Origin of the sequence: Pseudomonas sp. Pse79 (genome assembly GCF_024519615.1) — a bacterium.
In the GTDB taxonomy this organism is placed as follows: domain Bacteria; phylum Pseudomonadota; class Gammaproteobacteria; order Pseudomonadales; family Pseudomonadaceae; genus Aquipseudomonas; species Aquipseudomonas veronii.
In genome coordinates this window covers 150650-169530 of record NZ_JALJRR010000005.1, presented here as the reverse complement: position 1 = coordinate 169530, position 18881 = coordinate 150650, and the positions used below count along the sequence as shown (strand labels likewise).

General features: G+C 61.7%; 18 protein-coding genes. 7 read left to right on the top strand and 11 right to left on the bottom strand.

Annotation, left to right across the window (positions count from 1 at the left end):
• Positions 1-31: 31 nt before the first annotated feature.
• Positions 32-733 carry a hypothetical protein gene (locus tag NR164_RS09095; protein WP_026140035.1) on the bottom strand — a complete coding sequence of 234 codons (702 nt, stop codon included), beginning with the start codon at positions 731-733 and terminating at the stop codon, positions 32-34.
• A 248-nt stretch (positions 734-981) separates the two neighbouring features.
• Here NR164_RS09095 and NR164_RS09090 point away from each other — a divergent pair, with 248 nt between their 5' ends.
• From NR164_RS09090 to hemB, 3 genes are all read left to right on the top strand, one after another.
• The gene (locus tag NR164_RS09090; RefSeq protein WP_046384027.1) at positions 982-1680 is read left to right on the top strand and encodes a glutathione S-transferase N-terminal domain-containing protein; all 699 of its coding nucleotides are present in this window, start codon (positions 982-984) and stop codon (positions 1678-1680) included.
• A 4-nt stretch (positions 1681-1684) separates the two neighbouring features.
• A complete protein-coding gene (locus tag NR164_RS09085; RefSeq protein WP_046384026.1) occupies positions 1685-2527 on the top strand; it encodes a PhzF family phenazine biosynthesis protein in 843 nt (280 codons plus the stop codon).
• A 116-nt stretch (positions 2528-2643) separates the two neighbouring features.
• The gene (gene hemB / locus NR164_RS09080; RefSeq protein WP_017847039.1) at positions 2644-3618 is read left to right on the top strand and encodes a porphobilinogen synthase; all 975 of its coding nucleotides are present in this window, start codon (positions 2644-2646) and stop codon (positions 3616-3618) included.
• A gap of 55 nt (positions 3619-3673) precedes the next feature.
• Here the strand turns inward: hemB and NR164_RS09075 are convergent, their stop codons facing one another.
• Positions 3674-4288, bottom strand: a complete 615-nt coding sequence (locus tag NR164_RS09075; RefSeq protein WP_046384025.1) for a LysE family translocator — start codon at positions 4286-4288, stop codon at positions 3674-3676.
• 145 nt (positions 4289-4433) lie between these two features.
• On the opposite strand from NR164_RS09075, the gene NR164_RS09070 reads away from it, so the two are divergent.
• On the top strand, positions 4434-5519 hold the full coding sequence (locus tag NR164_RS09070; protein WP_256822648.1) for a DUF1615 domain-containing protein: 1086 nt from the start codon (positions 4434-4436) through the stop codon (positions 5517-5519).
• Positions 5520-5645: 126 nt separating this feature from the next.
• Entirely contained in the window at positions 5646-6062 is a 417-nt protein-coding gene (locus NR164_RS09065; protein ID WP_079443303.1) for a PaaI family thioesterase, read from the top strand.
• A 59-nt stretch (positions 6063-6121) separates the two neighbouring features.
• On the opposite strand, the gene NR164_RS09060 is transcribed toward NR164_RS09065, so the two are convergent.
• Genes NR164_RS09060 through NR164_RS09050 form a run of 3 tightly spaced genes read right to left on the bottom strand, consistent with a single transcriptional unit; the run spans position 6122 to position 8709 of the window.
• Positions 6122-7303 carry an acetyl-CoA C-acetyltransferase gene (locus tag NR164_RS09060; protein ID WP_046384023.1) on the bottom strand — a complete coding sequence of 394 codons (1182 nt, stop codon included), beginning with the start codon at positions 7301-7303 and terminating at the stop codon, positions 6122-6124.
• Between the two features lie 11 nt (positions 7304-7314).
• Entirely contained in the window at positions 7315-7974 is a 660-nt protein-coding gene (locus tag NR164_RS09055; RefSeq protein ID WP_010566045.1) for a CoA transferase subunit B, read from the bottom strand.
• Positions 7975-8010: 36 nt separating this feature from the next.
• Positions 8011-8709 (bottom strand): CoA transferase subunit A, encoded by a 699-nt coding sequence (locus NR164_RS09050; protein WP_017847044.1) that lies wholly within the window; start codon positions 8707-8709, stop codon positions 8011-8013.
• A gap of 133 nt (positions 8710-8842) precedes the next feature.
• Here NR164_RS09050 and NR164_RS09045 point away from each other — a divergent pair, with 133 nt between their 5' ends.
• Positions 8843-9745 carry a LysR family transcriptional regulator gene (locus NR164_RS09045; RefSeq protein ID WP_256822647.1) on the top strand — a complete coding sequence of 301 codons (903 nt, stop codon included), beginning with the start codon at positions 8843-8845 and terminating at the stop codon, positions 9743-9745.
• Positions 9746-9802: 57 nt separating this feature from the next.
• Here NR164_RS09045 and NR164_RS09040 read toward each other — a convergent pair whose 3' ends face one another.
• From NR164_RS09040 to NR164_RS09015, 6 genes are all read right to left on the bottom strand, one after another.
• Positions 9803-10132, bottom strand: coding sequence for a hypothetical protein (locus NR164_RS09040; protein WP_017847046.1), 330 nt, complete (start codon positions 10130-10132; stop codon positions 9803-9805).
• A gap of 518 nt (positions 10133-10650) precedes the next feature.
• Entirely contained in the window at positions 10651-11496 is an 846-nt protein-coding gene (locus NR164_RS09035) for an NAD-dependent protein deacetylase (RefSeq protein WP_046384020.1), read from the bottom strand.
• An 8-nt stretch (positions 11497-11504) separates the two neighbouring features.
• Complete coding sequence (locus NR164_RS09030) at positions 11505-11945, bottom strand: CBS domain-containing protein (protein ID WP_017847048.1); 441 nt, start codon at positions 11943-11945, stop codon at positions 11505-11507.
• Positions 11946-12076: 131 nt separating this feature from the next.
• Positions 12077-14026, bottom strand: coding sequence for a DNA topoisomerase III (locus NR164_RS09025; RefSeq protein ID WP_256822646.1), 1950 nt, complete (start codon positions 14024-14026; stop codon positions 12077-12079).
• Between the two features lie 166 nt (positions 14027-14192).
• On the bottom strand, positions 14193-15815 hold the full coding sequence (locus NR164_RS09020; protein ID WP_108525649.1) for an MFS transporter: 1623 nt from the start codon (positions 15813-15815) through the stop codon (positions 14193-14195).
• Between the two features lie 115 nt (positions 15816-15930).
• Positions 15931-17598, bottom strand: coding sequence for a GMC family oxidoreductase (locus NR164_RS09015; RefSeq protein ID WP_256822644.1), 1668 nt, complete (start codon positions 17596-17598; stop codon positions 15931-15933).
• 129 nt (positions 17599-17727) lie between these two features.
• On the opposite strand from NR164_RS09015, the gene NR164_RS09010 reads away from it, so the two are divergent.
• Positions 17728-18621 (top strand): LysR family transcriptional regulator, encoded by an 894-nt coding sequence (locus tag NR164_RS09010; protein WP_017847052.1) that lies wholly within the window; start codon positions 17728-17730, stop codon positions 18619-18621.
• The last annotated feature ends 260 nt before the right edge of the window (positions 18622-18881 follow it).

Genomic DNA, 18881 nt, shown 5'->3' with positions numbered 1-18881 from the left:
CCGCGCATCATACGCCGCTATCGCCCATCCTTCAGATATCTGCGCTGATCTGCGTCGCCGGTGGGCAGGTTTGTTCGCCGTTGTTCAGGCCCTGCTTGTAGTTGCGGCTCAGCAGCGAGGCCTTGCCGTTATGCCAGGTGAGCGTCAACACATACAACGTGTCGTAGTCATTGCCGGACCAGTCTTGGGTGATGGTGTGCTTTTCGCCCACCGCTTCGCTGGCCACCTTGTTGATCAATTCCGGCAGATAGCCGTGGGACCAGGCGGTGTAGATGATGGCGTTGTGGTACTTGTTTTCCACCAGTTCGTCGGCGAGGGCGCTGGTGTCATTCGCCGAAAACGTGATGTTCACCGGCAAGCCGAGCTTGATCGCGCTGGGGCTGATGGTCATCAGTGGGCGAATGTAGCTGTAGGAATTATCTTTTTCGCCTTCCTCGACATTGCGCGTCGGGTTGGCGGCGAAGACGAAGTTGGCCTTGCCGAACTTTTCCGGCAGTACGGTGGCCAGGTTCATCGCACGGTTCAGGCCCTGGCAATTGAGTTGGCCCAGGCCGCCGACGGGTTTTTCGCCGTGGCGCAGGAACACCAGGGTTTGCACGCCGTCCACCGATTCGGCGCGGCTGATGCGCGATTGCAAGGTCAGGTCGAGGGCGCCGCCGACCAGCAACAGCGGTAATATGATGTATGAATATCGTTTGAGGCGTTGCGCAAGGCACAGAGGCTTTATTGTCATTGGGCTCGAGTCTTCAGTGCATCGGATTAAGGCGGACAAGCCCGGCCCCAGTGACACACGCGGCGTCCTGCGGGTTCCGTGTCTTATTAACAGGGTGCCTCCATTCACCGTTCAGCGCACTTAAGAGTCCACTCGGCCACTTTGGTTCGCTCGTGGGGGAGAGTAGCGAGGGCATGTTGCGCAATGATGACCCATGCAGGATGCCGGACAGATGATTATCATGGGGGTTTCCGCCGAGGGATATCCCGATGAATTCACTCGCCGCTTTCCCGATCAACCGTAAATGGCCCGCCCAGTATCCGGAACGCCTGCAACTGTATTCGCTGCCCACGCCCAACGGGGTAAAAGTCTCGATCATGCTCGAAGAGCTGGGCCTGCCCTACGAGGCGCACAAAGTCAGCTTCGAGACCCAGGACCAGATGTCGCCCGAGTTCCTGTCGCTGAACCCCAACAACAAGATTCCCGCGATCATCGACCCCAACGGCCCCGGCGGTCAGCCGTTGGCGCTGTTCGAGTCCGGTGCGATCCTGCTGTACCTGGCGGAAAAAACCAGCCAGTTGCTTTCCGAAGACCCGGCGACACGTTATGAAACCATTCAGTGGCTGATGTTCCAGATGTCCGGCATCGGCCCGATGTTTGGCCAGGTGGGGTTCTTCAACAAGTTCGCCGGCAAGGCCTACGAAGACAAGCGCCCGCGTGACCGCTACGTCGCCGAGTCGCGGCGCTTGCTGGAAGTCTTGGAAAAACGCCTGCTGGGCCGCACCTGGATCATGGGCGACGACTACAGCATCGCGGACATCGCGACGTTTCCGTGGATCCGTAACCTGATCGGTTTCTACGAATCCGGTGACCTGGTCGGCATCGCCGATTTCCCCAATGTGCTGCGCGCGCTGGACGGCTTTGTCGCACGTCCGGCAGTGATCCGTGGCCTGAACATTCCGAGCTGAGCCCATGCCGACTTTCGATTTCAAACAACTGGATGTCTTCAGCAGTGTGTCGCTCAAAGGCAACCCGCTGGCAGTAGTGCTGGGGGCCGACAGCCTCAGCGAGCAACAGATGGCCGACTTCGCCAAATGGACCAACCTCAGCGAAACCACGTTTTTACTCACGCCCCGCGATCCACGGGCTGACTACCGGGTAAGAATCTTCACCACCTTGCAGGAGCTACCGTTCGCCGGGCACCCGACGCTGGGCAGTTGCCATGCATGGTTGCAGGCGGGGGGCATTGCGCGAGGGGAGGAAATTATCCAGGAGTGCGAAATCGGCCTGGTGCGTATCCGTCGCCAAGGCGATGAGCTGGCGTTCATCGCGCCGCCGTTGTTGCGCTCGGGCCCGCTGGAGGCGGCGTTGCTGGAGCGCGTGCGGCTGGGGTTGGGCCTGGCGCCGGAGGCTATTGTGCGCAGTCAGTGGGTGGACAACGGCGCAGGTTGGCTGGCGGTGATGCTGGCCGACCGCCAGGCGGTGCTCGATCTGCAGCCCGATTACTCGCAGTTGCTCGGTCTGGCGGTGGGCGTGATTGCCCCCTGCGATCCCGAACGCGACGCTGTAGACACGCACTTTGAAGTGCGCGCGTTCATCGCCGGCGACGGGTCCCCGGAAGACCCGGCCACCGGCAGCTTGAATGCCGGGGTGGCCCAATGGTTGTTGGACGAAGGCCTGGCACCGAACTGTTACGTGGTCAGCCAGGGCACGGCCATGGGGCGCGCGGGGCGTATCCGCATCGAGCGCCAGGGCGATGAGATCTGGGTCGGCGGTGCTGTGGCGGTGTGCATCGAAGGGCGTCTACAGCTCTAGATCAATGCAATTGTTGTGGGCCTTGCCATAAACTATTGCCTGCCTGGCATTTGCGCTGCCGGGGTCGGGGGGCATACGCTTTCGCCCCAACGTTTTTAGCCTTATTCAGGACAGCCATGACCAGCCAGTTCCCTCAAGCCCGCCCACGCCGTCTGCGCCGCTCCCCGGAGTTGCGTAGCTTGTTCCAGGAAACCGAGTTCACCCTCAACGATCTGGTGCTGCCGATTTTCGTCGAAGAAGAAATCGATGACTTCGTACCGATCACCAGCATGCCGGGTGTGTTGCGCATCCCTGAGAAAAAGCTGGCCGGGGAAATCGAGCGCTATGCCCGCGCCGGGATCAAATCGGTGATGACCTTTGGCGTGTCCCACCACCTGGACGCCAGTGGCAGCGACACCTGGAAGGAGCGCGGCCTGGTCTCGCGCATGTCCTCGATCATCAAGGACGCCGTGCCGGAAATGATCGTGATGTCCGACACCTGTTTCTGCGAATACACCGATCATGGCCATTGCGGTGTGATGCATGGCGCCCATGTCGACAACGACGCGACCTTGGTCAACCTCGGCAAGCAAGCCGTGGCGGCGGCTCGTGCCGGTGCCGATGTGATCGCGCCGTCGGCGGCGATGGACGGCCAGGTTCAGGCGATTCGCCGGGCGTTGGATGACGCCGGTTTTACCCATATTCCGATCATGGCCTACTCCACCAAATTCGCTTCGGCCCTCTACGGCCCGTTCCGTGAAGCGGGTGGCAGCGCGCTCAAGGGAGACCGCAAAAGCTATCAGATGAACCCGATGAACCGCCGCGAAGCCGTGCGTGAATCGCTGCTGGACGAGCAGGAAGGCGCGGATGCGCTGATGGTCAAACCGGCCGGTGCCTACCTCGACATCATCCGTGACATCCGCGAAGCCTCGCGCCTGCCGGTGGCGGCGTATCAGGTCAGCGGCGAGTACGCGATGATCAAATTCGGTGCTCAGGCAGGCGCGATCGATGAGGACCGCGTGGTGCGGGAAACCCTGGGTTCGATCAAGCGCGCCGGCGCGGACCTGATCTTCACTTACTTCGCCATGGACCTGGCGCTGGCAGGGATCTAAAGCGCCCAACCTGTGGGGCGGGTAAGCCCGTCCCCACAGTGGGTTGCAGCGTTTTTCAGCGCTGTGCGAGCGCCAGGTTCAAGCCCAACCCCGCAAAGGCCGCCGCAAAACTGCGCCGCAGCCAGTTCTGTACCCGTGGTGACTCGATCACTGCGCGGCGAAACACATTGGCCAGCAGGCCATACACCACAAACACCGCAAACGTCATGGCCATGAACACGCCGCTCAGCACCAGCATTTGCAAGGCCGGCGCCGTGCTGGCCGGTGTGACGAACTGAGGTAGGAAGGCCAGGAAGAAAATCGTCAGCTTGGGGTTGAGAATATTCAGCAAAAAACCGCGCAGCATCAGGCCACGAGCCGTGGTTGCCGTTGGCGTGTCATTCACCGCGAAGGCCGAACGATCGCGCCACGTGGCGTAGGCCAGGTACAGCAAGTAGGCGGCTCCGGCGAATTTCAGCGCTTCGAATGCCAATGCGCTGGTGTGCAGCAGGGCGGAAAGGCCGAGTATGGATGCCAATAAGTGCGGGATGATCCCAGCGGTACAGCCCAGCGCGGCGAACACGCTGGCGCGCTTGCCGGCCATGAGCCCCGTGGACACGGTAAAGATCACGCCGGTGCCGGGAATCAGCACAACGATCAGGCAGGTGATGAGAAAGTTCATGCTGAGCATGGCATTCAAACTCCTTGTACGAATGGTCGGTGAAAGATCCTGTCATATTCGCATTGTGTTGGCGAGGGGGCCACAGGGCGAACCCGCGTTAGACTTATCGGTCGATATCTGCATCGCCCGGCCCATCGCCCCTCAAGGAAGCCCCATGCACCTACGCCGCCTGATCCTGTGTCTCACGCCCTTGCTGGTGCTGGCCGGTTGCTCGACCGCACGCGGCCCGCAACAGCCGGAGCGCAGTGAAGCCGAGGTCAAGGCGCAGATCGTGCGTTTGCTGCCCGCCAAGGTCGCCGATCGCAACGGTTGGGCCCAGGATATCTACACCGCTTTCGACACCCAGCACATCTACCCGAGTACCGAAAACATCTGCGCCGTGCTGGCGGTGACTGAGCAAGAGTCCACTTACCAGGTCGACCCACCTGTGCCGAACATGGGCAAGATCGCCCAGGATGAAATCCTGCGCCGTGCTGGCAAGGTGCATGTGCCGGCGGTGTTGGTCCGCACGGCACTGCAACTGCGTTCGCCCACTGGTAAGTCCTACGCCGATCGCTTGAATGCCGCCCGCACGGAGAAAGACTTGAGCGGGATCTTCGATGACTTCATCAGCATGGTGCCCTTGGGCAACACGCTGTTTGGCGGTTTCAACCCAGTACACACCGCCGGCCCGATGCAAGTCAGCATCGACTTTGCGCAGAAGCAGGCGCAGGGTTATCCCTACACGGTAGACGGCACGATCCGTCGGGAAGTGTTCACGCGACGTGGCGGCATGTACTTTGGCGTCGCCCATTTGCTTGGTTACCCAGTGAGTTATGACCGGCCGCTGTACCGGTTTGCCGACTTCAACGCCGGTTGGTACGCCAGCCGCAACGCTGCGTTCCAGGCCGCCGTCAGCCGCGTCTCAGGCACCGAGTTGGCGCTGGACGGGGATTTGATCCGCTACGGCTCGCTGCTGCCCGGCAGCACCGAATTGGCGGTGCGTTCCCTCGGCGCCCGGCTGGGCATGCGCAACCCCAGCATCCGCAGTCAGCTGGAGCAGGGCGAGCAATTGGATTTTGAGCAGACCACGCTCTACACCCGCGTGTTTGCCCTGGCCGACACGGCGGCCGGCAAACCGCTGCCGCGCGCGATCCTGCCGGGCATCGTGCTCAAGAGTCCGAAGATCACCCGCAACCTGACCACTGCCTGGTTCGCCCAGCGGGTGGATGAGCGTTATCAGCGCTGTATGAAGCGCTGAGGCCGGTCCTGAGCGGGGTTGGCGAATCAGCCCCAGGCATTGCAGAGGATATGTGCGGCTGATGGTAATGGTCGCCGTGTGGGGCCTGGGGTACACCTCATGCCTGACTCCAAGGAAGACTCCGCGATGATCGCTCACGCCGTGCCCGAAGGTTTTGTCTCACTGCCGCGCAGCAGCCCGCTGCTCGACTTGTTGGGCCCGGCGTATTGCCGGGGTGAAGGTCTGCAACTGGAAATCGGCCTGCGCGCCGACAACCGTCATGCCAATGGCCGCGGCACGGTGCATGGCGGGGTGTTGGCGACCCTGGCGGATATCGGCATGGGCTACGCGATGGCGTTTTCCAGTGAGCCGCCATTGCCGTTGATTACCGCGAGCATGACTGTCGATTACCTGGGCGCGGTGCAAGTGGGGGAGTGGATCGTGGTACGACTGGAGCATCACAAGCGTGGCCGGCAAATGGCGTTTGCCACGGTGAGTCTGCAGGTGGAGGAGAAAGTCGTGGCGCGGGCGAACGCGGTGTTTGCGGTGCCGCGTGCGGACTGACAGGCGAAAAAAAGCCCGGTTTTTCGTGGAACCGGGCCTTTTCGTGTGTTGCTCTTGAATCAGCTGCGCTCAAGGGCCAGGGCTACGCCTTGGCCGCCACCGATGCACAGTGTCGCCAGGCCTTTTTTGGCGTCGCGCTTGATCATTTCGTGCAGCAGGGTCACCAGTATGCGGCAGCCTGATGCGCCGATCGGGTGGCCAATGGCAATCGCGCCGCCGTTGACGTTGACTTTGTCGGCGTCCCATTCCAGCTCTTTGGCCACCGCCAGGGATTGCGCGGCAAAGGCTTCGTTGGCTTCGACCAGGTCCAGGTCGCCGACGCTCCAGCCGGCTTTGTCCAGGCAGCGGCGGGTGGCCGCGACCGGGCCGATGCCCATGATGGCCGGGTCGACGCCGGCATTGGCGTAGCTGGCGATACGCGCCAGAACGGGCAGGCCAAGGGCCTTGGCCTTGTCGGCGCTCATCAGCAGCACCGCGGCGGCGCCGTCGTTGAGGCTGGATGCGTTGCCCGCGGTGACGCTGCCGTCTTTCTTGAACGCGGGTTTGAGTTTGGCCAACGACTCGGCGGTGGTGCCGGCGCGCGGTTGTTCATCCACGGCGAAGGCCACCGGATCGCCCTTGCGCTGCGGGATCAGAATCGGCGTGATCTCATCGGCAAAGCGGCCGGCTTCGATGGCGGCGGCGGCTTTTTGCTGGGACGCGGCGGCGAAGGCGTCCTGGGCTTCACGGCTGATGCCGTACTTGTCCACCAGGTTCTCGGCGGTGATGCCCATGTGGTAGTCGTTGAATGCATCCCACAGGCCGTCGGTGATCATGCTGTCGATCATCTTGGCGTGGCCCATGCGCAAACCGGTGCGCGCACCAGGTAATACGTAGGGGGCCAGGCTCATGTTCTCCATGCCGCCGGCGATGATCACGTCGGCATCGCCACAACGGATGGCCTGGGCGCCCAGGTGCAGGGCCTTGAGGCCCGAACCGCAGACCTTGTTCAAGGTCATCGCGGGTACGGCATGGGGCAAGCCGGCGAGGATCGACGCCTGGCGCGCCGGGTTCTGGCCTGAGCCTGCGGTGAGTACGTGGCCGAGGATCACTTCATCCACCTGGGCCGGGTCGAGGCCGGTCTGCTCCAGCAGGCGACGGATTACGGCAGCGCCCAACTCCGGTGCCGGGATGCTCGCGAGCGATCCTTGAAAACTGCCTACGGCGGTACGTGTGGCAGCAACAATCACAACGTCTTGCATGGAATGTGTCCTCACTGGAATTGCATTTCTGGAACGTGGTCGGGGACGATTAGTTTACCGGCTGTCTTGCTGACAATCTCTTCAATACTGACCCCTGGGGCACGCTCCTTTAGGATAAAGGCGCCGTTGTCGATTTCCAGGTATGCAAGGTCCGTCAGCACACGCTTGATGCAGTGGGCACCGGTCAGCGGCAGGGTGCATTGGCTGAGCAATTTGGACTCACCGTCCTTGGAGGCGTGGGTCATGATCACGATGATGTTTTCCGCGCCGGCCACCAGGTCCATGGCGCCGCCCATGCCCTTGACCAGCTTGCCCGGGATCATCCACGAGGCGATGTTGCCCTGTACGTCCACTTCAAACGCGCCGAGCACGGTGAGGTCGACATGGCCGCCGCGAATCATTGCGAAGGACTCGGCGGAGGAGAAGATCGAGGCGCCGATGCGCGCGGTCACGGTTTGTTTGCCGGCGTTGATCATGTCGGCATCGATGGTGTCTTCGGTGGGAAACGGGCCCATGCCGAGCAGGCCGTTTTCCGATTGCAGCATCACTTCCATGCCTTCCGGGATGTAGTTGGCCACCAGGGTCGGAATGCCGATGCCCAGGTTGACGTAGAAACCGTCCTGCATTTCGCGGGCGACGCGTTGAGCCATTTGTTCGCGGGTGAGAGCCATTGTGCTGTTCCTCTTGTTCTCTTCGGGCTGGAGGGATTATTTGCGGACGGTGCGCTGTTCGATGCGCTTCTCGAAGGTGCCGCAGATGATCCGGTCGACGTAGATGCCAGGGGTGTGGATCTGCGACGGTTCCAGCTCGCCCGGTTCGACGATTTCCTCGACTTCGACCACGGTGATCTTGCCGGCGGTGGCGGCCAGCGGGTTGAAGTTCTGGGCGGTGTGGCGGTAGATGACGTTGCCGAAGTGGTCGGCTTTCCAGCCTTTGACGATGGCGAAGTCGCCGGTGATGGATTCTTCCATCAGGTACGGGCGACCGTTGAATTCGCGGGTTTCCTTGCCTTCGGCCACCGGGGTGCCGACGCCGGTGGCGGTGAAGAAGGCCGGAATGCCAGCACCGCCGGCGCGCATTTTTTCCGCCAGGGTGCCTTGGGGGGTGAGCACCACTTCGATTTCGCCGCTGAGCAGTTGCTTCTCGAACAGGGCGTTTTCGCCCACATAAGACGCGATCACTTTGCGGATCTGCTTTTGTTCCAGCAGCACGCCCAGGCCAAAGCCGTCGACGCCGCAGTTATTGGAAACCACGGTCAGGTCGCGGGTGCCTTTGCGCTTGATCTCGGCGATGAGGTTTTCCGGAATGCCGCACAGGCCAAAGCCGCCAGCGAGTACGGTCATGCCATCTTCCAGGCCTGCGAGGGCTTCTTCATAGGACGCCACGCGTTTATCGAAACCTGCCATATGCACCTCTTTTATTGTTAGTGGGCCAGCCAATGCCTCGAGTGTTGCGCCGACGGATTGATTTGTTAAGTTGTTTTTTAAGGTTGATTGATTTAAAAAACTGCATAGTCGAGCCGTCGTCCGGAGTAATGTCATGACCGTCAAACAGATGCGTGCCTTTTTGGCTGTGGCGCAGAGCCTGAGTTTTGCCGCCGCCTGCGAGCGCCTGCACCTCTCTCAGTCGGCGCTGAGCCTGACCATCAAAGGCCTGGAAGAAGGGCTGGGCGGGCGCTTGTTCAGCCGCAATACACGGAATGTCGCGCTGACCCCTGAAGGGGAATCCTTATTGCCGCTGGCGCGTCGGCTGATTGCCGATTGGGACAACGCCGAGGATGAACTGCGCCAGCGCTTCACCCTGCAGCGCGGGCGCGTAACGGTGGCGGCGATGCCGTCGTTTGCGGGCAACCTGCTGCCGCCGATCCTGAAGATATTCCGCGCGCGTTACCCCCATGTGAACGTGACGGTGCATGACCTGATCAACGAACAGGTGCTGGAAATGGTCCGTGATCGCCAGGTCGAGTTGGGCGTGGCGTTCGAACCGTCCGAGGGGTCGTCGCTGGCGTTTACGCCGTTATACCTGGACCGCTTCATTGCCGTGGTGCCCATGGATTCACCCTTGGCACTGCGTGCTGAAATCGACTGGAAAAGCCTGTTGGAACAACCGTTCATTGCCCTGCAACGACCCTCGACGGTACGGGTGATGCTGGAGGAGCATCTGGGCGCCTTGCAGATGAAATTGCCGGTGGCGCTGGAGAGTCATCAATTGGCGACGGTGGGCAAGATGGTTGCCAGTGGCCTGGGGGTCAGCGCCGTACCGGCATTATGTGCGCAGCAGATGCAGGAGGCGGGCGCCTATTGCATCACCTTGACCGATCCGGTGATCGAGCGGCCGATTGGTGTGTTGACCAAACCGGGGCATGAACTGTCGGCGGCGGCACAGGTGTTGTTTGATATTTTCCGCGATGAAGCAGGGAAAGGGCGTTACCCCAACTTTTGAAGTTGCATAAAAAATGTGGGAACTGGCAAGCCAGTTCCCACATTAGTTGAGAAGTACTTAGTAGTAGCGGTCGATTACTTTAACTTGCGAGTTGTCTTTGAAAGACTCCCACGCATGGTTAAGTGTGTCGAACACTTGCTCGATGAAATTGCGATCGGCCGCCGCTTTCTTGCCGACATAACCCTGGCCACGGCGGTACATCTTCAGGCGCGCCGCCAGTTCACGGTTGTTTTTGTCGAACTCGGCTTCTTCGGTGTGGGGCGCCAGGCAGTCAATTTGGACTTTGCCCGATTTGCCAATCCACAGGATATGGTCGTCGAGTGTGTCTTTCTGCGCTGCGAACATCTCAGCCAATTCTTCGATAGTTGGTTGGTTGTTCAGATTCATGTGTAAGCCCCTTGACCAGTTGGCGATCTATCAATTGATTCGTTAAAACTGCTTAGTTGTCTCCGGTTCCGAAAACCGGGCGTCAGTGACGGTCTGCCGAATACGGGCAGGGTCTTGAACCTGATGCATGTAGTCTTGCTGATGAACTGCTACGCAATGGTTTCATAACGAAGACAAGCAGCGTTTGAGCTCCTTGTACCGAACCCTTCGGGTCGGTCAGCTTCATCAATCTGCCTTGTGGGCAGTGCACATCCGGAAGAAACAGCTCGGCGGTCAGACGAGCTTGTTCAAAACGCTTGTTACCAACGCTCCCGATCCGGGAGACGTCTAGATCATGCAAGGACAAAAAGGTTACGTCAACGGTTATGTAGTGATTATTTTTGATCACTACATAAATCGCCGTGGGGACGGGGGCATGCGAGGAGGTGTGACTCAGGCGTCATTTTTTGTGCGGTGGGTCGCTGCAGTTCGTTGGCCTGCCCGGGTCTCCCGCTGATTTTTGAGGGGCAGTGCCCTGGCTATCCCAGGCGCTCTGCCAATAGCGGCAACAACCGCTCGCAGGATGCCGCGATCTTCAGCTGCAACAACTCATCCCCACGGGTCTTGCCCAGATTGATGGCAATCACCGGTTTGCCTTGCTCGACCATCGCCTTGCACAGGCGAAACGCCGAATAGGCCATCAGCGACGACCCCACCACTAACAGCCCCTCGGCGTGTTCCACCGCCGCCATCGCCCTGGCGGCGGTGGCCTGGGCAACGTTTTCGCCGAAGAACACGACGTCCGGTTTGAGCCGTTCACCGTCGCAATGGGGGCAGCGGGGCACGCGAAAACGTTGTTCAAACGCTGCGTCGAGCAGCGTATCGCCGTCGGGTGCCTGCACGGCGTCGACGCCCGCCAGGTACGGGTTCTCGGCCTCCATCAACCGTTGGATCACATCGCGTGCGCTGGGCCGATGGCAATCCAGGCATAGCACGCGATGCAAGCTGCCATGCAGCTCGATCACATCCTCACTACCGGCCTGGTCATGCAGCGTGTCGACGTTTTGTGTGATCAGCCCGCTGATACGCTGGCGATGTTGCAAGGCGGCCAGCGCCAGGTGGGCCTGGTTCGGCTGCGCAATCCGTACCCGTGGCCAGCCCAGCATCGCCCGTGCCCAATAACGGCGCCGCGCTTGCGGGGTGGCCAGGAACTCCTGGTACATCATCGGCGCCTTGCCTCGGCGCACGCCTTCGCTGTCCCGATAATCCGGGATACCTGATGACGTGCTGATCCCCGCCCCGGTCAGCACCAGAAAACGCCGTGCGGCCATGGCCCGGTGCAGGGTCTCGAGGTGGTCTTCTTGATGTTCGAGCATGTCGAGCATGGGCTCTCCTATTCGCCGCGAATGTATTGCTCCAGTTGCTTGATCAGGTTGGCTTGTTCGGCAATGGCTTCCTTGACCAGGTCACCGATGGAGAGCAGGCCCAGCAGTTTTCCGTCGACGACCACCGGTAGGTGGCGCAGGTGACTGTCGGTCATGATGTTCATGCAGGCTTCGACTGTCTTGTGGGCATCGACCGTGATGACTGGAGAGCTCATGACCTCGTGGACTTTGGTGGTGACGGAAGAAAGGCCTTTGAGTATCAGCTTCCGTGCGTAATCGCGCTCGCTGATGATGCCAACCACCTCACCCTGCTTGACGACCGGCAAGGCCCCGACATTTTTTGATGACATCACCACCAACGCTTCGAATACGGTGTGGTCCCATTCAATGGTGTGGACTTCCTGGTTTTGCTTGTCTTTGGCTTTGAGTACTTCTGAGACGGTTTTCATGGTGGCCACTCCGGTGTTGTTGTTAGGAAGTCAGCAATCCCCTACAGAATCCTAGACCGCCGGCGCCGGAGCAAGGACCAAAGCGGCGTTAAAACTGTCGAAAAACGTCATCCGCCGGATTTATTCATGGTTTACCCGGTACTTGTCGGCTTTTTCGCCCGCTTTGGGCTGGCCGCCGTCTTGCGGGGCGCGGCCGTGCGTTTCTTCTTCCACGGGGTGGCGCCGCGGCCTGCCGGGCTGGCGGGGCCGGTGATGGTCATACGCATACCGTTGCAGCGGGCGATTTGCTTGCTCATCCAGGCCGCTTGCTTGGCGACGAATTCTTCCAGGCTCATTTCGCCGCTTTGCACCATGTCCAGCGCCTGTTCCCAGATCGCCGTGGTGCCCGGGTCGGCGATGGCGCGCGGCACCGCATCGATCAGGCTGAACGCCGCCGGGGTGGCCGAGAGGGCCTTGCCGTTCTTCACCAGGTAGCCTCGGTCCAGCAGGCCCTGGATGATCCCGGCGCGGGTGGCTTCGGTGCCGATGCCGGTGGTGTCCTTGAGCTTTTGCTTGAGCAATGGGTCTTCCACCAGCTTGGCGACGTTTTTCATCGCCTTGATCAGGTCGCCCTCGGTGAAGGGTTTGGGCGGCTGGGTCCACAGGTCCTTGAGGTTGACCTTGGCAACGGCGTAATCCTGGCCCTGCACCAGCGCCGGCAGGGCTTGCGGCACCGGCGCCTCACGGCCTTTGGCGGGTGCAAGGGCTTCGGGCAGCGCGCGTTTCCAGCCTGGCTCGATGACGACTTTGCCCACCGCGCGCAGCGCTTGACCGGCACAGTCGAAATCCGCCTGGGTGCGGTCGTATTCATGGTTGGGCAGAAACTGCGCCAGGTAGCGCGCGCGAATCAGTGTATAGACCGCCCGATGCTTGCCGGTGAGCTGCCCGGCATCCTTGCCGGCGCCGGTGGGAATGATGCCGTGGTGGGCGCTGACCTTGGCGTCGTTCCACGCCCGCGAGCGGCGCTGGGGATCGAGATGCGGCATCAGTTCGTTGACGGCCGCGTCGGCCCGGCCCAGGGCGGCAAGGATCTTCGCCGCGTCGCCATGCTGACTCAATGGCAGGTAGCCGCAATCGCTGCGCGGGTAGGTGATGGCCTTGTGGGTTTCGTACAGCGATTGGGCGATGTCCAGGGTTTCCTGGGCGCCAAGACCGAGCTTCTTCGAGCAGATTTCCTGCAACGTCCCCAGGTCGAAGGGCAGGGGCGCGACCTCGCGCATGCGTTCGGTGCGCAACCTCACCAGCCGCGCACTGGCGGCGTGGGTCATGGCGTCGGCGGCGTCCCGGGCGAGTTGCGGGTTGAGGCAGCGGCCTTGATCGTCACAGGCATCGTCGACGGCGCGCCATTGGGCGGTGAAGGTCATGTGCGCGTGGCGCAGGTCGACATCGATGGCCCAGTAGGCCACCGGTACGAAATCGGCGATGCTGCGGTCACGGTCGACCACCAGGCGCAGGGTCGGGGTTTGCACCCGGCCCACCGGCAGCACGCCTTGGTAACCGGATTGGCGGCCGAGCAAGGTAAACAGGCGGCTCATGTTCATGCCGATCAGCCAGTCGGCGCGGGAACGGCCGAGGGCCGAGTGGTACAGGCTGAAGGTCTCGGCGCCGGGTTTGAGCGCGGCCAGGGCCTTGCGGATGGAGGCGTCGTCCAGCGCCGACAGCCACAGGCGTTGGATCGGCCCGCGATAGCGGCAATGTTCCACCAGCTCGCGGGCGATCATTTCGCCCTCGCGGTCGGCGTCGGTGGCGATCACCAGTTCCAAGGCTTCCCCCAGCAGGCGCTTGACCGCCTTGAACTGGGCGGCGGTCTTGGGCTTGACGCGCATCTTCCATTTGTCCGGGACGATCGGCAGGTCGGCGAGCACCCAGCGCTTGTACTTGGCGTCGTAGGCGTCGGGCGGGGCGGTTTCCAGCAGGTGACCGATGCACCAGGTGACGGTCACCCCGTTGCCCAGCCAGCAACCGTCGCCACGGCGCGTGGCGCCGAGCACGGCCGCAATATCCTTGGCCTGGGAGGGTTTTTCACAGAGGAACAGCCGCATGGTCATCACATCAGATCGGGTTGATGCCTTGCAGGATGCGTAGTCCGAGGGATTTGAGCAACCATTATCTGTATGGATGTACAGCAATTTGTGTGGCGCCGCAGAGCAGATGTGGGAGGGGGCTTGCTCCCTCCCACAGGGGACCTGCGGTGTTCAGGTGGTCGGGTCAGTTGTTGTCGATATCCACATGCCGCGTTTCCTTGAGGCAGAACATCCCGACAACCAGGCTCACCCCGGTCACGACCACGGGATACCACAAGCCATAGAAGATATCGCCGGTGTACACCACCAGGGCAAACGACACGGTCGGCAGGAAGCCGCCAAACCAGCCGTTGCCGATGTGATAGGGCAGGGACATCGAGGTGTAGCGGATGCGTGTCGGGAACAGTTCCACCATCAACGCCGCCAGCGGGCCGTAGCACATGGCCGCGATCAGGATCAGCACCACGATCAGCACCACCACCATCACCTTGTTGACCTGCGCCACATCCGCCGATGTCGGGTAGCCGGCCAGGGTCACGGCGGCGCGCAGGGCCGACTCGTCAAAGCCATCGATGTGCACGTCGCCCACGCTCACCTGCACCGGGCTGCCCGCGGGGGCGGCGGCGCTGCTGTAGGGCAGGCCTTGCTTGACCAGGAAGGTCTTGACCTTGTCGCACGGGCTGTCAAAACGCGCCTTGCCCACCGGGTCGAACTGGAAGGTGCAGGTGGCCGGGTCGGCCAGCACGGTGATCGGCGCCTGGCGACTGGCCTGGTCCATCGCCGGGTTGGTGTAGTGCGCCAGGCCCTTGAAGATCGGGAAGTACAGCGCGGTCGCCAGCAGCAGGCCGAGCATCAGCACCGGTTTGCGCCCGATCTTGTCCGACAGCCAGCCGAAGAAGATAAAGAACGGTGCGCCAATCACCACGCTGATGATCAGCAGCATATTGGCCAGGGCCGGGTCCATCTTCAGGAACTGCGTGAGGAAGAACAGTACATAGAACTGCGCCGCGTAAAAGGTCACCGCTTGCCCGCCGTTGATGCTGAACAGCGCAATCAGCACCACCTTGAGGTTTTCCCACTTGCCGAAGGACTCGCGGATCGGCGCCTTGCTGGCCTTGCCTTCCTCCTTCATTTTCAGGAACGCCGGCGATTCATGCAGGCTCATGCGGATCCAGGTGGAAATGCCCAGCAGCACGATGGAAAACAGGAACGGAATGCGCCAGCCCCACACTTCGAACTGATCGCCAGTGAAGTAGCGGCAGGCCAGCACCACCAGCAATGACAACAGCAACCCCAGGGTGGCGGTGGATTGAATCCAACTGGTGTGCAGGCCGCGCTTGCCGGCGGGGGCGTGTTCGGCCACATAGGTGGCTGCGCCGCCGTATTCACCGCCCAGCGCCAGGCCTTGCAGCATGCGCAGGGCGATCAGAATGACCGGCGCCGCGATGCCGATGCTGGCATACGTCGGCAACAGGCCGACGCAGAACGTCGCCACACCCATCAGGATAATGGTCACGAGGAAGGTGTACTTGCGCCCGATCATGTCGCCCAGGCGGCCAAACACCAGCGCGCCGAACGGGCGCACCACAAAGCCGGCCGCGAAGGCCATCAAGGCAAAGATAAACGCCGTGGTGTCGTTGACCCCGGCAAAGAACTGTTTACTGATCACCGCCGCGAGGGCGCCATAGAGGAAGAAGTCATACCACTCGAATACCGTCCCCAGGGACGAGGCGAAGATGACTTTTCTCGATTCGCTGACGGTGCTCGTGCTGACCGCCGAGCCCAGGGTTTGAGCATGTTCTGACATCGGGTATCCCTCACAGTGATTATTTATTGTTGTTCCACTGTCGGTGCCAACCTCAGCACCGGTCTGTTTTCCGTTCCTCTGTAGGCGCGCGCTTGCTCGCGAAAATCGCCAACGATTACGCGGGAAATCTGGATGAACGCGGCGCCTTTGTGTTTTTCGCGGGCAAGCTCGCTCCTACAGTGTTCGGTGAAAGGATCAGTTGCGCGGCTTTCTCCGCGATCATCAGCGTCGGTGAGCAGGTATTGCCGGATGTGATGCGGGGCATGATCGAGGCATCGGCGATGCGCAGCCCCGGCACGCCATGCACCCGCAACTGCGCGTCGACCACCGCGTCCTGGTCACTGCCCATGCGGCAGGTGCCCACCGGATGGAAGATCGTTGTGCCGATGCGCGCCGCGGCTTCGTGCAGTTGCTCTTCGGTTTGCAGCGCATCGCCGGGCAAGTATTCCACCGGTTTGAACGGGCTCAGGGCCGGCGCGGCGACGATCCGTCGAGTCAGGCGAATCGCGTCGGCAGCCACCCGCAGGTCTTGCGGATGGCTGAGGTAATTGGGCTGGATCAACGGCGCATCCGCCGGGTTGGCCGAGCGAATATCGATACGCCCGCGGCTTTGCGGGCGCAGGTCGCAGACCGACGCGGTAAACGCCGGGAACGCGTGCAACGGCTCGCCGAAGCGCTCCAGGGACAGCGGCTGCACATGGTATTCAAGGTTGGCCGAGGTTTGTTCCGGGCCCGAGCGGGCAAACGCACCGAGCTGGCTGGGCGCCATCGACAGCGGGCCGCTGCGGTCATACAGGTAACGCAGGCCCATGCCCATTTTGCCCCACACGCTGCCCGCGATCTGGTTCAGGGTGCGCGCGTTTTCCAGCTTGTAGATCAGCCGCAGTTGCAGGTGGTCCTGCAGGTTGCCGCCAACCCCCGGCAGTTCATGCAACACATTGATGCCGAGCGGTTTGAGCACGTTGGCGGGGCCAATCCCCGAACGCTGCAAAATGCCGGGCGAACCCACGGCGCCAGCACACAACACGATTTCCTTACGGGCCTTCCAACGGAGCGACTGGCCGTGCTGACGCCCGACCACTGCCGATGCGCGGCCGTTTTCCAGCAACACGCGGTCGACTTCGACTTCGGTCAATACCGTCAGGTTCGGCCGATGGCGGATCGGTTTGAGGAACGCCTTGGCCGCATTCCAGCGGACGCCGGCCTTCTGGTTGACCTGAAAGTAACCGCAGCCTTCGTTATCGCCCTGGTTGAAGTCGCTGACGTTGGCGATGCCGCTTTGCGCCGCGGCCTCGCGAAAGGCATCCAGGATCGGCCAATGCAATCGCTGTTGCTCGACGCGCCACTCGCCGCCGTCGCCGTGAAATGCCGAACCGCCGGCAAAATGGTTTTCGCTGTGCTTGAACAGCGGCAGCACGTCTTCCCACGCCCAGCCCGGGTTGCCTGCCGCCGCCCAGCCGTCGTAGTCCTGAGCCTGGCCGCGCATGTAGATCATGCCGTTGATCGACGAACAACCGCCGAGCACCTTGCCCCGCGGGTAACTCAGGGCGCGGCCTTGCAGGCCGGCCTGGGCTTCGGTCTTGAAGCACCAGTCGGTGCGTGGGTTGCCGATGCAGAACAGGTAGCCGACGGGGATGTGAATCCAGGGGTAATTGTCGCGACCACCGGCTTCAAGCAACAGCACACGGTGGGCGGGGTTGGCGGACAGTCGATTGGCCAGCAGGCAGCCTGCGGGGCCGGCGCCTACGACGATGTAATCGTATTCAGCAGTTGCAGTGGGCATCTGAGGTCTCGCTTGTTTTTCTTATTGGCTCCATCCTAGTTGTTAGTTTTCGTCTTAAAAATGTTAGTTTTTACCCAGCGGCTGTGCGTTTTTAAACAGCGCGGCCCAGGCTCACGGATTGGAGGCGCTATGTTCGACTGGAATGACCTGCGGTTTTTTCTTGAGTTGCAGCGCAGCGGCCGCCTGCTCACCGCCGCGCAACGCCTGAAAACCACCCACGCCACCGTGGCGCGGCATATCGAGGCGATCGAGAAAAGCCTCGGCACCGCGTTGTTCGTGCAGCACGCCCACGGCTATGAGTTGACGCCGTCCGGCGAGGCCCTGCTCAAACACGCCGAAGCCATGGAAAACGTCGCGCTGCTGGCCGAAGACGAACTGACCCACACCGCCGCGCCCCTGGGCAAGATCCGCCTGGGCGTGGCCGAAGGGCTGGGGGTGATGTTCCTCGCCAGCCGCATGGGCGGGCTGTTCGAGCGCTATCCGGGGTTGGAAGTGGAGCTGGTGGCCGTGCCGCGTTTCGTCAGTATCCTCAACCGCGAAGCCGAAATCAGCATCCACCTCGAACGCCCCAGCGTCGATCAACTGGTCACGCGCAAACTCACCGACTACCGCCTGGCGCTCTATGCCAGCCGCGCGTATCTGGCGCGCACCCCGCCGATTGAAAAACGCGAAGACCTCGCCGCCCATGCCTGGATCGATTACGTCGACGATCTGCTGTTCAGCCAGGAACTGAAACTGCTCAGCAGCTTCTGCCGCAACCCCAAAGTGGTGTTCCACAGCACCAGCGTGATCGCCCAGCACCAGGCGGCGCGTTCCGGGCTGGGGATTGCGGTGTTGCCGTGCTTCATGGCGGCCGGTGATCCGGACCTGGTGGCGTTGTTGCCGGGGGAGGGGATTCAGCGCAGCTATTGGATCAGCTCGCGCCGGGAACTGCACAAGTCGGTGCGGCTGCGGGTGTTGTGGGATTACGTGGTGGAGTTGTGCGCGCGGGAGCAGGCACTGTTGCTCGGCGGGTCCACCTGAAGAACCTGGATCAAAAATGTGGGAGGGGGCTTGCCCCGATAGCAGTGTGTCAGCCAAAACATGCATGACTGATTCACCGCTATCGGGGGCAAGCCCCCTCCCACATTTTTGACCGGATTCAGCTTCCAAGATCGGGTCGGCTATAAGGCCAAGCAAGAGCAAGAGCAGAGCAAAAGCAGATCAGGGTCTATCTGATCTATGGGGATCCAAATGTGGGAGGGGGCAAGCCCCCTCCCACACTTTTGACCGGATTCAGCTTC